This window comes from Paramicrobacterium salitolerans (assembly GCF_051513965.1).
Classification (GTDB): Bacteria; Actinomycetota; Actinomycetes; order Actinomycetales; family Microbacteriaceae; genus Paramicrobacterium.
Map to the genome: position 1 here is coordinate 146,743 of NZ_CP195847.1, position 14,791 is coordinate 161,533.

At 66.0% G+C, this 14,791-nt stretch carries 14 protein-coding genes and 1 pseudogene; 12 read left to right on the forward strand and 3 right to left on the reverse strand.

Going from position 1 to position 14,791, the window contains the following annotated elements; translation table 11 throughout:
* Window positions 1-23 precede the first annotated feature (23 nt).
* From ACSAGD_RS00705 to ACSAGD_RS00725, 5 genes are all read left to right on the forward strand, one after another.
* Entirely contained in the window at window positions 24-818 is a 795-nt protein-coding gene (locus ACSAGD_RS00705; protein ID WP_437585199.1) for an SDR family oxidoreductase, read from the forward strand.
* A gap of 20 nt (window positions 819-838) precedes the next feature.
* Window positions 839-1,858, forward strand: a complete 1,020-nt coding sequence (locus ACSAGD_RS00710) for an enoyl-CoA hydratase/isomerase family protein (protein WP_437583786.1) — start codon at window positions 839-841, stop codon at window positions 1,856-1,858.
* Between the two features lie 230 nt (window positions 1,859-2,088).
* The gene (locus ACSAGD_RS00715; RefSeq protein ID WP_437583787.1) at window positions 2,089-2,232 is read left to right on the forward strand and encodes a hypothetical protein; all 144 of its coding nucleotides are present in this window, start codon (window positions 2,089-2,091) and stop codon (window positions 2,230-2,232) included.
* Entirely contained in the window at window positions 2,229-2,960 is a 732-nt protein-coding gene (locus tag ACSAGD_RS00720) for a PIG-L deacetylase family protein (RefSeq protein WP_437583788.1), read from the forward strand. Before ACSAGD_RS00715 ends, ACSAGD_RS00720 begins: the two co-directional genes overlap by 4 nt.
* A gap of 67 nt (window positions 2,961-3,027) precedes the next feature.
* On the forward strand, window positions 3,028-4,530 hold the full coding sequence (locus ACSAGD_RS00725) for a peptide MFS transporter (RefSeq protein ID WP_437583789.1): 1,503 nt from the start codon (window positions 3,028-3,030) through the stop codon (window positions 4,528-4,530).
* Between the two features lie 395 nt (window positions 4,531-4,925).
* Here the strand turns inward: ACSAGD_RS00725 and ACSAGD_RS00730 are convergent, their stop codons facing one another.
* A complete protein-coding gene (locus ACSAGD_RS00730) occupies window positions 4,926-5,921 on the reverse strand; it encodes a malate dehydrogenase (protein WP_437583790.1) in 996 nt (331 codons plus the stop codon).
* Window positions 5,922-6,117: 196 nt separating this feature from the next.
* Here ACSAGD_RS00730 and ACSAGD_RS00735 point away from each other — a divergent pair, with 196 nt between their 5' ends.
* The 6 genes and pseudogenes from ACSAGD_RS00735 to ACSAGD_RS00760 form a co-directional block, all read left to right on the forward strand.
* On the forward strand, window positions 6,118-6,780 hold the full coding sequence (locus ACSAGD_RS00735; RefSeq protein WP_437583791.1) for a GntR family transcriptional regulator: 663 nt from the start codon (window positions 6,118-6,120) through the stop codon (window positions 6,778-6,780).
* A 13-nt stretch (window positions 6,781-6,793) separates the two neighbouring features.
* On the forward strand, window positions 6,794-8,317 hold the full coding sequence (locus tag ACSAGD_RS00740; protein ID WP_437583792.1) for an MmgE/PrpD family protein: 1,524 nt from the start codon (window positions 6,794-6,796) through the stop codon (window positions 8,315-8,317).
* Window positions 8,317-9,216, forward strand: a complete 900-nt coding sequence (gene prpB / locus ACSAGD_RS00745; protein ID WP_437583793.1) for a methylisocitrate lyase — start codon at window positions 8,317-8,319, stop codon at window positions 9,214-9,216. The genes ACSAGD_RS00740 and prpB overlap by 1 nt, the downstream gene beginning before the upstream one ends.
* A 46-nt stretch (window positions 9,217-9,262) precedes the next feature.
* Window positions 9,263-10,387: a bifunctional 2-methylcitrate synthase/citrate synthase gene (locus ACSAGD_RS00750; protein WP_437585200.1), complete on the forward strand. Its 1,125-nt coding sequence runs from the start codon at window positions 9,263-9,265 to the stop codon at window positions 10,385-10,387.
* Between the two features lie 1,532 nt (window positions 10,388-11,919).
* On the forward strand, window positions 11,920-12,075 hold the full coding sequence (locus tag ACSAGD_RS00755; protein WP_437583794.1) for a hypothetical protein: 156 nt from the start codon (window positions 11,920-11,922) through the stop codon (window positions 12,073-12,075).
* A 116-nt stretch (window positions 12,076-12,191) separates the two neighbouring features.
* Window positions 12,192-12,527, forward strand: a pseudogene (locus ACSAGD_RS00760) (formylglycine-generating enzyme family protein); the annotation flags it as partial.
* A gap of 9 nt (window positions 12,528-12,536) precedes the next feature.
* On the opposite strand, the gene ACSAGD_RS00765 reads toward ACSAGD_RS00760, so the two are convergent.
* The gene (locus ACSAGD_RS00765; protein ID WP_437583795.1) at window positions 12,537-13,352 is read right to left on the reverse strand and encodes a hypothetical protein; all 816 of its coding nucleotides are present in this window, start codon (window positions 13,350-13,352) and stop codon (window positions 12,537-12,539) included.
* 250 nt (window positions 13,353-13,602) lie between these two features.
* On the reverse strand, window positions 13,603-13,953 hold the full coding sequence (locus tag ACSAGD_RS00770) for a VOC family protein (RefSeq protein ID WP_437583796.1): 351 nt from the start codon (window positions 13,951-13,953) through the stop codon (window positions 13,603-13,605).
* A gap of 245 nt (window positions 13,954-14,198) precedes the next feature.
* Between ACSAGD_RS00770 and ACSAGD_RS00775 the strand changes: the two genes are divergently transcribed.
* Window positions 14,199-14,762 (forward strand): acyl-CoA thioesterase, encoded by a 564-nt coding sequence (locus ACSAGD_RS00775; RefSeq protein WP_437583797.1) that lies wholly within the window; start codon window positions 14,199-14,201, stop codon window positions 14,760-14,762.
* The last annotated feature ends 29 nt before the right edge of the window (window positions 14,763-14,791 follow it).

Below are 14,791 nucleotides of genomic sequence, written 5' to 3' on the forward strand. Positions count from 1 at the left end.
CTCTCGCCGGCAAAACCATTCTCATGTCGGGCGGCAGCCGCGGAATCGGGCTCGCGATCGCTCTGCGCGCGGCCCGCGACGGCGCCAACGTCGCGCTGCTCGCGAAGACCGACACCCCGCATCCGAAGCTCGAGGGCACGGTCCACACGGCGGCCCAGCAGATTCGGGATGCCGGCGGCCAGGCGATCGCGGTCGTCGGCGACGTGCGCAATGACGACGACATCGTGCGCGCCGTCACCGAGACGGTCGGCGAGTTCGGCGGTGTGGACATCGTCGTCAACAATGCGAGCGTGCTGAATCTCTCGCGCACGCTCGACCTCGAGCCCAAGCGCTACGACCTCATGCAGGACGTCAACGTGCGCGGCACGTTCATGCTCTCGCGCGCCGCGATTCCGAGCCTGCGCGAGGCGGCGAACCCGCACATTCTGTCGCTCAGCCCGCCCATCAACCTCGATCCGAAGTGGCTCGGCGCTCACACCGGGTACACGCTCGCGAAGTACGGAATGAGCATGGCGACGCTCGGCATGGCCGCCGAGTTCGCGCGCGACGGGATCGCCGCGAACACCCTGTGGCCGCGCACCACCATCAAGACCGCGGCCGTCGGGAACATCCTCGGAGGCGACGAGATGCTGCAGCGCAGTCGCACGCCGGAGATCTACGCAGACGCGGCGTACGAGGTGCTGGTCAAGCCGGCGCGTGAGTACACGGGGCAGTCGCTCATCGTGGAGGACGTGCTCGCCGAGGCCGGTGTGACAGACCTCTCGAAGTACTCACCGGGCGTCGACGAGTCGGAGCTTTTTCCGGACATCTTCCTCTGACGTGGCGGTAGCGTGAGAGCATGAGCGACGAACCCCAGCTTCTCGCCCGAGTCCACGACGGCATCGGGCATCTGACTCTGAATCGTCCGCGCGCGATCAATGCGCTGACGCATCGGATGATCACCGGCATCCGCGACGCCCTCGGGCAGTGGCGCACCGACCCGCGCGTGCGCGCTGTGCTGCTGGACGGAGCGGGAGACCGCGGGCTCTGCGCGGGAGGAGACATCCGCGGGCTGCGCGAGAACGTTCTCGCCGGGCGCCCCAACGACACGCGAGACTTCTGGCGCGACGAGTACACGCTGTGCGCCGTGATCGCGAACTTTCCGAAGCCGTACATCGCGCTCATGGACGGCGTCACGATGGGCGGCGGTGTCGGGGTGGCGTCGCACGGCAGCATCCGCATCGTCACCGAGCGGTCGAGGGTCGCGATGCCCGAGACGCGCATCGGCCTCGCACCGGACGTCGGCGGAACCTGGCTGCTCGCGCGCGCTCCCGGCGAGGTGGGCACGTATCTGGGAATGAACGCGGCCACCATGAACCCCGCGGATGCCGTGTGGTGCGGTTTCGCCGATCACGTCGTGCCGAGTGACCGACTGGATGAGCTGCGCGAGGCCCTGTTCGCCGGCGATGAGGACCCGGCGGCGATCGTCGCGCGACTTGAGGTCGACCCGGGCGCTGCGCCTCTCGAGGCCGAGCGCGAGTGGATCGACGCCTGCTACGGCGCTGACACCGCGGAGGAGATCGTGGCGCGGTTGGAGACCGCAGAGATGGATACCGCGAGAGCAGCGGCTGCCGAGCTCGCGGACCTCTGCCCGACCAGCATCGTCGCGACGCTGCAGGGGGTTCGCCGCTCGCGCGAGCGCGACCACCTGCGCGACGTGCTCGACCAGGAGTACCGCACGTCGTCGTGGCTGCTGGACCGGCCGGACCTCGTGGAGGGGATCCGCGCGCGCGTGGTCGACAAGGACAATGCGCCGAAGTGGAGCCCGGCGACGCTCGCGGAGGTCGACGCGGCGGAGGTTGCGCGCGTCATCGAGTAGCGCTGCTGCCTGCGGCATCCGTCGGTCGACGCACCCGTCTGCGGCATCCTCCGGCCGACGCGCCCGCCTGGGAGCTCCTGCGGCGAATGCACCTGCCCGTGCAGAGAATCGGAAAATTTCAGCTACTACCGGCGTGGCGACGCCCGACACGCCGACGGGCGCCTCAGATTTCCGACTTTCTGACGCGACGCTCCCTCGACAACAGGGCACGCGGCGCCTACCGTGAATCCATGGACCCCGCATCGATGATCATGGGCGCGGCGATCGCGTCCATCGCCTGGATCGCCTTCATCCCCTCGATCCGGCGCTCCGGAGCGCAGACTCGCGGAACCGAATCACCCAGCCGGGACATCCCACCGAAGGAGGTGCCATGAGCGTCGACGCAACGGCATCCGAGTTCGCTCCTCTGCCCGACGATTGGCAGCGCGCGCTCGTCATCATGGCGCATCCTGACGACCCCGAATACGGCGTCGGCGCTGCGGTCGCCACCTGGACGGCCGCGGGCAAGGACGTGCGCTACGTGCTCGGAACACGTGGTGAAGCGGGTATCGCGGGCATGCCTCCAGACGAAGCGGCGCGCGTCCGCGAGGGCGAGCAGCGCCGCGCGATCGCACACGTCGGTGTGAGCGAGCTGGAGTTTCTGGACCACCGCGACGGCACCATCGAGTACGGACCCATTCTGAGGCGCGACGTCGCGGCGGCCATCCGACGCCACCGACCCGACCTCGTCGTCACGATGAACTTCCACGAGACGTGGTTCCCCGGCGCCTGGAACAGCGCCGACCACCGCGCCTTCGGCCTCGCGGTCTTGGATGCCGTCTCCGATGCGGCGAACGAGTGGATCTTCCCCGACCTCAGCGACGACGGGCTCGAGCCCTGGGCAGGCGTGAAGCGCATCATCGTGAACTCGCCGACCGGGCAGAGCGCGGTGGAGGTGTCAGGGGGAGTGGATGCCGCGATCGCGTCGCTCGCAGAGCACCGAAAGTACCTCGAGGCGCTGAGCGGCGACGCCGTGCTCGACCAGGCGCGACGGCAGGTGCTCGGTGTGACGGGCGGGGAGGATGCCGCGGAGCGCTACGTCCGCTTCGACGTCTACGGCTGACGTCCGGGGTTCCTGCCATGCGAATCTGAACCGGGCTCTCATACTCGAGGTCTAGGCTTCCCCCATCATGCCTTCTGGAGATCCTTCCACGCCTCAGAATTCCCCCACGATCTCAGGGGCGAACGCCTCTTCGGCCCACGGGCGCTCGTTCTTCGGCCAGCCGTGGGCACTCGCGCACATCTTCGGCGTCGAGATGTGGGAGCGCTTCTCGTTCTACGGGATGCAGGGCATCCTCATCTACTACCTCTACTTCTCGGCCACGCAAGGCGGACTCGGGATGCCGGAGGCCGCCGCAGCCGGAATCGTCGGTGCCTACGGGGGCGGCGTCTACCTCTCGACCGTGCTCGGCGCGTGGCTCGCTGACCGGCTCCTCGGCTCGGAGCGCGTGCTGTTCTACAGCGCGATCGTCATCGTGTGCGGGCACCTGGCGCTCGCGCTTCTTCCCGGCTTCGTCGGCGTCGGCGTCGGGCTGGTTCTCGTCGCGCTCGGCAGCGGCGGTCTGAAGGCGAACGCCACGAGCGTCGTCGGCACGCTGTACTCCGAAGACGACACCAGAAGGGATGCCGGTTTCTCCCTGTTCTACCTGGGAATCAACCTCGGTTCCTTCGTCGGTCCGATCCTCACGGGTGCGCTCCAATCGACGCTCGGCTTCCACATCGGCTTCGGCGCGGCGGCTGTCGGCATGATCCTCGGTCTCGTCCAGTACTCCTTCGGGCGCCGCCAGCTGCCGGAGAGTGCTCGTGAGGTCCCGAACCCGCTGGGCGGCAGGGGGCGCCTCATCTGGGCGCTCGTCGCGGTCGCTGCGGTCGCGGTCATCGTGGCGCTGAGCATCGCCGGGGTGATCCGCGCCGACAATCTCTCGACGATCGTCATCGTCGCGACGATCCTCGCGGCCATCGCGTACTTCGTGGTGCTGCTCACGAGTCCTCGGCTCGACGCCACCGAGCGGCACCGCGTCTTCGCGTTCATTCCGCTGTTCCTCGCATCAAGTGCGTTCTGGTCGCTGTACCAGCAGCAGTTCACGGTCATCCCGCTCTACGCTGAGCAGCGCCTCGACCTGAACATCCTCGGGTTCCAGATTCCGCCCACGTGGGTGCAGTCGATCAACCCGGTCTTCATCATCCTGCTGTCGGGCGCCTTCGCCGCGCTCTGGACGAAGTGGGGCGAGCGCCAACCGTCGACGCCCGTCAAGTTCGGTCTCGGCACCGCCGGTGTCGGCGTTGCCTTCCTGATCTTCCTCATCTGGTCGGGCGGTCACGGGGCGACGACGCCGCTGCTCGCGATCGTGCTGATCCTGTTCGTGTTCACGATCGCCGAGTTGCTGCTCTCGCCGGTGGGCCTCTCTGTCTCGACGAAGCTCGCGCCGAAGTCGATGCGTGCGCAGATGGTCGCGCTGTTCTTCCTGTCGGTCGCCCTCGGCTCGGCGGTCTCTGGGGAGCTCGCGGGCCTCTACACGTCGCTGCCGGAGGGGACGTACTTCGGCATCATCGGCGGCATCGCGATCGTGCTGGGCCTCATTCTCGTGGCGCTCTCGCCGTGGGTGCTGAAGCTCATGCGCGGCGTGCGCTGACCTGCAGCGGTGCTCGAACCCGCCGGATGCTGCGCTCTGACGCTGTGAGCCGCGCGCTCTGACGCTGTGGATCGCGTGCTGTGAGGCTGTGGGCCGTGCGCTCCGGATGCCGGGCCGCGGTTGCCGCGCGACCGCTTTCGCGACAGTGATACCTGCGGTCATTAGAGCCTGCCGCGGCAAGCTCTAATGACCGCAGGTATCACTGTTGTGTTGCGGGGCCGTGTGCGTGGCGACGTGCGGTACCAGCGCGGTGCGCGGTGCGCGGTGCGGCGCGATGCTTGTTGCGCAGCGCTGTACCGGCACGGTATGCGGCGGGGCACCTGCGGCGCGGCGTAGCAGTGCGGGACCATGGGCGGGGCGGGGCACCTGCCGCGCAGCGCCGCACCGGGCGCGCGTCAGTCGCGCAGCAGGCCGAGCTTGCGGACCGCCGCTCGCTCGGCATCCAGCTCGGCGACCGACGCATCGATGCGCTCGCGCGCGAAGTCGCTCACCTCGATGTTCGGCACGATCTCCCATTCGCCGCCGCGAGAGATGACCGGGAACGACGAGATGAGTCCTTCGGGTACGCCGTAGGAGCCGTCCGACACGATTCCGGCCGACGTCCAGTCACCAGGGCCCATGCCGAGGACCCAGTCGCGTACGTGGTCGATGGCCGCGTTGGCCGCAGACGCTGCGGAGGAGGCCCCGCGAACGTCGATGATCTCGGCGCCGCGCTTCGCGACCCGCGGAATGAACTCGTCGCGCACCCATGCGTCGTCGACGAGGTCGGTGGCAGGGCGCCCCGCCACTGTTGCGTGTGAGAGGTCGGGGAACTGCGTTGCCGAGTGGTTGCCCCAGATGCTCATTCCTGCGATCTCAGCGACGGCCGCGTGTGTCTTGCGTGCGAGCTGCGCGACGGCGCGGTTGTGGTCGAGCCGTGTCATGGCGGTGAACCGTTCGGTGGGGACGCCATCGGCGTGGGATGCCGCGATGAGCGCGTTCGTGTTCGCCGGGTTCCCGACGACGACGACCCGCACGTCGTCGGCGGCGCGCTCGGCGATTGCGGCGCCCTGCGGGGCGAAGATTCCGCCGTTCGCCTCGAGCAGGTCGGCGCGCTCCATGCCGGCGCCGCGGGGTCGTGCGCCCACGAGCATCGCCACGTTGGCACCGTCGAACGCCGAGTGCACGTCGTCGGTGACCTCGATGCTCTCGAGCAGCGGGAACGCGCAGTCATCGAGCTCCATCGCGGTGCCCTCGGCCGCGCGGACCGCCTGAGGGATCTCCAGCAGCCGCAGCTTCACGGGAGTGTCGTCTCCGAGCATCTGGCCGCTCGCGATGCGGAACAGCAGGGCGTAGCCGATCTGTCCGGCGGCTCCGGTGACGGTGACGGTCGTCGCGTTTGTGGTGGCCATGGGGGTCTCCTCTCGCGTGGTGCGCGGCGGCTGCGCCGGCATCCGTACTCACCTTACGGCGATCGCCGATCGAGGGCCAAGAGAGAAAGCCAAACAGGATGCTTGTATACACTGCGCCTCGACCTCCGACCGACTTCCGCGATACGATAGCTAAAACGGTCGTGTCGTGTATACATTAGGGGCTTCGGGAGGTGGCATGCGCGCCAGCGAGAAGGCGTATCGAACGCTCCGCGAGGAGATCATCGACGGAGCTCTGCCGCCCGGCACCACGCTCACCGAAGTCGACCAGGCCGCGCGCCTCGGCGTCTCGCGGACGCCCGTGCGCGAAGCCCTCGGGCGCCTCGTTGCTGACGGGCTGGTCGCCGCGGCATCCGCTCGCGCTCTCGTCGTCACCGACGTCGCCGAGGCGGACATCACGTCGCTGTACGAGCTTCGTGAGGCGCTCGAGGTCAAGGCCGCCCGTCTCGCGGCGGCGCGTCGTGACGCCGATGCCTTCGCAGAGTTGCACGAGCGCTTCACACGCGCCACCGACCTCGTCGACCGGGGCAGTGAGGCGCTCGAGCGCTATTACGACCTCGTCGCCGAACTGGATGCCGCGATCGACGCCGCCGCCGACAACGCGTATCTCGTGCAGGCGCTCCGCAGCGTGCGGCTGCACTCGGCGCGCGTGCGCCGGAGCGCCCGTCACAATCCGCAGCGTCTTCGCCAAGCGGCATCCGAGCATCTGCTCATCATCGCTGCGATCCGCGACGGAGATGTCGCGCTCGCCGGCCACGCCACGCACGTCCATCTCAGTCTGAGCCGCGCCAACGTGATCGCCACGCTCGCGCGGAACGAGCCCGAGGCCGCCGCCTCGTGACGAAGGGAACACGATGAAGACTCACCACCTCCGCACCCACACGAGCGAGGAGGACCTCGCGCGCGAAGACCAGCTGGCGTGGGCGATCGCCGAGGTCGCGGCAGACGATGTCGCGGTCGATGACGACGTGGCCGAGATGGTCATCAACCGCGTGATCGACAACGCCGCGGTGGCCGCGGCATCCGTCACGCGTGCGCCGGTTGCGGCGGCGCGCGCCCAGGCTCTCGCGCACCCCGTCTCGGTGCACGGTGAGGGAGCGACGGTCTTCGGCCGCGAGGCATCCCGCCGTGTCAGCCCCGAGTGGGCGGCCTGGGCGAATGGCGTCGCGGTGCGCGAGCTCGACTACCACGACACGTTCCTGTCGGCCGAGTACTCGCACCCGGGTGACAACATTCCCGCTCTGGTCGCCGTCGGCCAGCACGTCGGCAGCACGGGAGCAGATCTGCTGCGCGGCATCACGACCGGCTATGAGATCCAGATCGACCTCGTCAAGGCCATCAGCCTGCACAAGCACAAGATCGACCACGTCGCGCATCTCGGACCGTCGGCGGCAGCCGGAATCGGAACGATGCTCCACCTCGACCGCGAGGTGATCTTCCAGGCGATCGGGCAGGCCCTCCACACGACGACCGCGACACGTCAGTCCCGCAAGGGGCAGATCTCGACGTGGAAGGCACACGCTCCGGCATTCGCCGGAAAGATGGCGGTCGAGGCCGTCGACCGTGCGATGCGCGGGCAGACCTCGCCCGAGCCGATCTGGGAGGGCGAGGACGGTGTCATCGCATGGCTGCTCGACGGGCCGGAGGGCCGCTACGAGGTTCCGCTGCCCGAAAAGGGTGAGGCGAAGCGAGCGATTCTCGACAGCTACACGAAGGAGCACTCCGCCGAGTACCAGGCGCAGGCCTGGATCGATCTCGCGCGCAAACTGCACAATGAGCGCCCGGAGCTGCTCGAACGCGGTGCGATCCGAAGCGTTGTGATCCGCACCTCGCACCACACGCACTACGTGATCGGCTCTGGCGCGAACGACCCGCAGAAGTACGACCCGTCGGCATCCCGCGAGACGCTCGACCACTCGATTCCGTACATCTTCACGGTCGCGCTGCAGGACGGCGAGTGGCACCACGTGCGCTCGTACGAGCCGGAGCGCGCCGGCCGCCCCGACACTGTCGAGCTGTGGACGCGCGTCACGACCGAGGAGGACCCGGAGTGGACGCGCCGCTACCACTCGCTCGATCCGAAGGAGAAGGCGTTCGGCGGCAGCGTCGAGATCACCCTCGAGAACGGTGCCGTCATCAGGGACGAGATCGCCGTGGCCGACGCGCATCCGCTCGGCGCGCGTCCGTTCGCCCGCGCGAACTACATCGAGAAGTTCCGCACCCTGGCGGAGCCGGTCGTCGCGCCGGAGGAGATCGACCGCTTCCTCGACGTCGCTCAGCGCCTGCCCGAGCTTGAACCTCACGAACTCGGCGGCCTCACGTTCACAGTCGACCCGGGTGTGCTGGCGTCGATCGAGACTCCGAAGGGACTGTTCTGATGCTGTATTCCCAGACGGATGCCGCGGCCAAGCGCGCCGCGTTCCGTGAGCGTCTCGCGAGCGGCGAGCTTCTGCGCTTTCCCGGCGCCTTCAACCCGCTCAGTGCGCGGCTCATCGAGCGCAAGGGCTTCGACGGGGTGTACATCTCGGGGGCCGTGCTGAGCGCTGACCTCGGGCTGCCCGACATCGGCCTGACGACGCTCACCGAGGTGGCGGCCCGCGCCGGGCAGATCGCGCGCATGACGGAGCTGCCCGCGATCGTGGACGCCGACACGGGGTTCGGCGAGCCGATGAACGTCGCGCGTACGGTGCAGGAGCTCGAGAACGCGGGCCTCTCGGGCACGCACATCGAAGACCAGGTGAACCCGAAGCGCTGCGGACACCTCGACGGCAAGCAGGTCGTCGATGAAGAGACGGCGCTGAAACGCATCCGTGCTGCCGCCGACGCACGGCGCGACCCCAATTTTCTGATCATGGCCCGCACCGACATCCGCGCGGTCGACGGGCTCGACGCGGCGACCGATCGCGCCAAGAGACTCGTGGATGCCGGGGCTGACGCGATCTTCCCCGAAGCCATGCGCGACCTGGCCGAGTTCGAGGCGATCCGCGCGGCCGTCGATGTGCCAGTGCTCGCGAACATGACGGAGTTCGGCAAGAGCGAGCTCTTCACGACCGAGCAACTCGCGAGCGTGGGAATCAACATCGTGATCTGGCCGGTTTCGCTTCTGAGGATGGCGATGGGGGCGGCATCCCGTGCCCTCGACACGCTGAACGACGAGGGCTCGCTCACGTCGCAGCTCGACGCGATGCAGCACCGCGCCGACCTCTACGATCTGATCGACTACGAGTCCTACAACCGGTTCGACAGCTCGGTCTTCAACTTCACAGTCGAGAAATAGAACACCCGCGAAGTAGAGTGCAAACGTCACCCAGCAAAGGAGCATGATGACCGACACCGACATCAAGAAGGGTCTCGCCGGCGTCGTCGCGGACTACACCGCGATCTCGAAGGTGAACCCCGAGACGAACTCTCTGCTCTATCGCGGTTACCCCGTGCAGGAGCTCGCAGCGTCGTGCAGCTTCGAGCAGGTGGCGTACCTGCTGTGGAACGGAGAGCTGCCGACCGACGCGCAGCTCGAGGAGTTCGAGAAGCTCGAGCGCTCGCTCCGCCCGCTCGATGAGCGCACGAAGAAGCTGATCAGCGAGCTGCCCGCGGATGCTCACCCGATGGACGTCGTCCGCACTGCGGTCAGTCAGCTCGGCACGTTCGACGACACGCTCCTGAAGCCGGGTGGCGTTGCTGACGTCGAGCTGAACCAGGGCCGCGCGATGTACCTGCTTGCTCAGCTGCCCGCGATCGTCGCCTTCGACCAGCGGCGTCGTCGGGGGCAGGACCTCATTGAGCCGCGCGATGACCTCGGCTACTCCGCGAACTTCCTGTGGATGACCTTCGGCGAGGAGCCCTCGGACGTCGTCGAGAGGGCCTTCAATGTCTCGATGATCCTCTATGCCGAGCATTCGTTCAACGCGTCGACGTTCACGGCGCGTGTCATCACGTCGACCCTCGCGGACCTGTATTCCGCGGTGACGGGGGCGATCGGTGCGCTCAAAGGTGCTCTGCACGGTGGTGCGAACGAGGCCGTCATGGTGATGTTCGACGAGATCGAGTCAGGGGATGCCGCCGAGCAGTGGCTCGACGACGCCCTCGCCGAGAAGCGCAAGATCATGGGCTTCGGGCACCGGGTCTACAAGAACGGCGACTCGCGTGTGCCGACGATGAAGAAGGCGCTCGACGAGCTGGTCGAGCACTATGATCGGCGCGACATGCTCGAGCTCTACGAAGCGCTCGAGAAGGCTATGGGTGACCGCAAGAACATCAAGCCGAACCTCGACTACCCGTCGGGCCCCGCGTACAACCTGATCGGCTTCGACACGCAGACGTTCACACCGCTGTTTGTCGCGTCGCGCATCGTCGGGTGGACGGCGCACATCGCCGAGCAGGCTGCGTCGAATGCGCTGATCCGTCCGCTCTCTGAGTACAACGGGCCGGACGAGCGTCACGTCAGCTGACCTTCTCTGACATGGACGAGTGGCGGGCTACGCAATAGCCCGTCACTCGTCCATGTACACAATCAGACTTCGTGCGTTCTTACTTCCCTCCAGAGAGAATTCCCGCATAAGCGCAGTGCACACTGTGTCTTGGGTGTTCTGTCCTACTCGTAGAGAGGATCCCGGTCAGGGTTCAATGGTCGTGCGAGCCTTGGCTCCGCCGAGTTCGCTTGTAGCGCGTGAGGCTAGTAACCAGCGCAACGACGAAGAGCGTCACGGGGACGATCCAGACCAGCGGTCCTGAATTGTTCATATTCATGAATAAGAACACGATGATCCCCGCAATGAGGCCCGAGCCGATTCCAATTAGCAGGTTTCGTTTGTTACGTTCCATAGTGCAATTCCTGATCCCCACGGCATGTTCAGCTGCGCGCACCGTCCTTGTCGAGCAGCGTCCTTGATTGGTTTTTCCCACGTCCATAGGCGGGCGGAAGCCGCGAGCCCGCACGGAACTGAGAACGGTCCAGCAAAACCACAAAACGCGGTAGTGAAGTAAGCCGGCGAATAATTGTTGCTCAGTTTCACAGTTTCCGAATGCGTGAGCTTAACTGCCATACCCCACCATTCTGTCCACGCAGTTGGGTCGGCTACGACTGGGTACCTTACATTCGCTTGCACATGGTCGACAACTTGGACTAATGAGCTTCCGTCCATTTCGTAATGAGTTGGAACCGAATTTCCCTCTGCGTCCTTGGCCCAGGGGGCTCCAATGGCAAATAGTCCCGCGCCTGTGTCACTTATGGCCACGAAGCCGCCATCATCCGTAGGTCGAAGTTCGACGCCGCTCGGTAACGTAAGAGGGTACTCGAAGCGTGTCGGCGCACCACGGTCGTGAATTACGGTATTTACCTGAACTCTTGAGTCATTGGTGACTACGGGGACGGTGGTCGTACCGTTTTGATTGTCGTATGAAACTACCCCGTCTTTCTGCGCTTTCGCGTCGGAGGCTTGCGCCGCGAACGGCAGTCCCATCTTGACTTTCTCGTTATCAATCGTGATTGTGATCCCCTCGCGCGGATCACGCGGAACGTTGACGTCGACTTGGTCTTGCGAGGTCGCAAGCGCAGATTTTTCGGACGGATCGGGTGCAACGTTTATCGCATGGTTCACTGTGCCAGGAGTGGCTCGTTGCACTGCACCTAAGATTTCATTCTCCGCGCCACTCGCAGGGGCGACTGCGAGGCCCAGCGAGACAAGAAGGGTTCCGCATGTCGCTACGACTATAAGCTTGAGCTTTTTGCGTACCCCGATTGCTGCCGAGGGTGGGTGATGCATTGCGGCATTCCAATCATTTATTGATTCGATCCAGATTTCCGTTGATGCGCTAACGGCGGGTTTGATGAGAGTCAATAGAGCTACTCGATTCAAACAGGAAAACCGCGAATGTTTGGCCAGGTCTCGGCGTGAAATTCACCTAAATATGCACGGGAAAGTGTCTTGAGGTGCGCCATTTTCTTCTCGTATGGCAAGCGTGTCTAGGAGTACTACCGGGCATGAAGAAGGCGCTCGATGCGCCCGCTGAGCACTACGACCGGCGCGACATGCTCGAGCTCTATGAGGCGCTCGGGAAGGCGATGGGCGACGGCAAGAAGAATAACGCAGGCGCGGGAAGGGGCGTCGCGCCGAAATCTGCCAGGCTGAGCGTATGACGACACCCATGCCGACCGGGCCACCTCGCACGGTGCCGATTCCCGCAGGAGACATCACCCTTCGCGACGCACGGTCGGGACAGTCGCGCGTCGTCTCACTGCGGTCGTTTGAGATCGGCGAACCCCCCAACGCGTTCGGACTGCACGACACGCTCGGCAACGTGTGGGAGTGGTGCTGGGACTTCGCGGACACCGCGCGCTACCTCGACTACCGGACGCTGCGAGGCGGAGGCTTCGCCGACCGGGAGTGGAGCGTGCGAGCATCCGTGCGGCGTGCCTGCGCACCCGACGGCGTGCCCCCCGACGTGGGCTTTCGGGTGGCGCGCGGTGCCGTGGCCGCGTCCGGTGAAGCCGCTGCTCAGGGGTGGTCAGCAGAAGCTGACCGGCGGCGGGCAGACGTGCGCGGCCCTCTCCCCGTGGGATGGACACCGCACCGCGCGCTGCTGGGGTGAGCGCTCGGGTCAGGCACGCGTTTTCTTGCCGAGCGAGGACGCCACGATGATCGAGAACGCGATTGCCGCGAGACCGATGATGAGCAGCAGAAACCCGAACGCCCAGACGATGTCGGACGTCGGGGCCTCACCGATCTGGGTGAAGAGTCTCATCATGGAGCTGAGCTCAAAGCCGATGCTCTCGATGTCCACGCCACGAGTGAAGCTGACCGTGAGGCCGCCGATGAGCGACAGAGCGAAGCCGAACACCAGTGAGAGGATCGCCGCCTTTCCGAGCGAGGTGTCAGCCAGCTTCTCAAGGGTGCCGCCCTGGGCGATGGTGCGAGGATGCCGCACGGCGATGATCGGCAGCACGACGAGGATGAACGCGACGAACGCGCCTCCGATCTGGCTCGCATAGCCGCCGAGGCCGGTGAGCATCGTCTGGGTGAGAAGGGTGCCCGGCCACCAGACGTTCTGAGCGTCTGGCCCCACCAGGGCGCGATTCGCAGGGACGAGCCACGCCCCGATGAGGACGAGCACGTTCACCACGATGACGGGGAGGGCGCTTAAGAACGCAGACGTGAGGAAATGCCGGGCTGTTCGGTAGCCGCTGGTCATGTCGCCGCGCAGGATCATCAGGCAGTGCACGAGTGACAGCAGTCCCGGGGCGATCTGTGGAAGAGCACCGAGAATGCGGGCTCCATCGGCATCGTTGAAGCTGTCGAGCGTGCCGACGGTTGCGAGAACGACAGCGGCGACGGGCAGGAAGATCCGTGGGCCCGTGTACAGCCAGACGACGAGACTCCAGGGGCGTGAGGCATCCTTGCGTCGAATTCGCGCCATGACGGTGACCATAGCATTCGCCGCCCCGCGCCGGCGAAGCCCCCGTCGTGATTGAATGACGTAATGACCAGTGAAGCGCCGCCTGAACAGCATCCGGCCCTACTGGGAGCAGATCATGCCCGCGATGCCCGACGAACTGATGCAGAAGTAGCTCCGCACCGTCGCCGACGCGCTCGCCGCGGACGGGGGCGCGGCGTATCCGTTTCGGTAGCGGCGCTTCTGCACTCGTGCGTGTGACGAGCGTGAAGAATCAGGCTCTGCTGGAGAGCACGCAGAACTCGTTGCCCTCGGGATCGAGGAGCACGACCCACGGTTCGTCGCCCGTCTGACCGACCTCCGCCCGGCGGGCACCCAGTGCGAGGAGGCGCTCGACCTCCGCCTGCTGGTCGTCGGGCCGAAAGTCGGGGTGCACCCGGTTCTTCACTCGCTTCGCGCTGCTGTCGTTGCCGAAGAGCATCCCGGGCAGTCGGTCTTCGCTCGGGCGGATCTCGACGCCGTCGCTGTCGTCGACGACGACCCAGCCGAGGGCTTCGGCCCACCAGTGCCCGAGCATCTGCGGGTCTTCAGAATCGACGATGATCTGTTCCCATTCCAATGCCATCTGCTCAGAGTAAATGGTCTGCTCCGATTTGGCGATACCTACCTATGCACTGTGCTGCGCGCTACAGAATGTGCCCTGCGCTACAGGAATTTCTGTAGCGCAAACCCGAACAAATAGCGCGGTGGGGAGTCCGGTGCGGTGGGTTGTGGTCAACAGCACGTGAGGGCGCGCACGCGGCACGACGACTTGTCGGAGGCTGACAGCCGAGGCGCGATGCGTCGCGGCATCCGTCTACTCTCATCGATATGCACATGATTCTGCGCACAATGCTGGTGCTGTGGCGCGCGCGACGTGGGCTGCGGCGCCGCGGAGCCGTCGACCCTTACGCGGTGAGCCACCTGAAGCTGCGGGTGCTCCCGACTGATCTCGACATCCTCAAGCACGTCAACAACGGCGTGTACTTCTCGCTCTTCGATCTGGGCCGCTTCGACCTGCTCATGCGAAGCGGCATGTGGAACACCTTCACCGAACGGGGCTGGTACCCGGTCGTCGCGAGCGAGACGATCACGTTCCGCAAGTCGCTGACCCTGTGGCAGCGGTTCACGGTTGAGACACGCATTCTGGGCTTCGACGACCGTTCTTTCTACCTCGAGCACCGGGCCGTCGTGCGCGGCGAGGTGTACACGCAGGCCTTCATTCGTGCGCGGTTCTTGAAGAAGTCCGGCGGCACAGTCTCGGTCGACGAGCTTCTCGACGCGATCGGCCATGACCATGAGCGCGATCTCACGGTGCCCGACTGGCTGGTGCAATGGGGCAAGGATGCCGCCCTGCCGTCGACCCGGCAGCCAGCACCGAGCGTCTGGAACTGACGTCTCGCGCCTCAGCGACCTCAACCTGT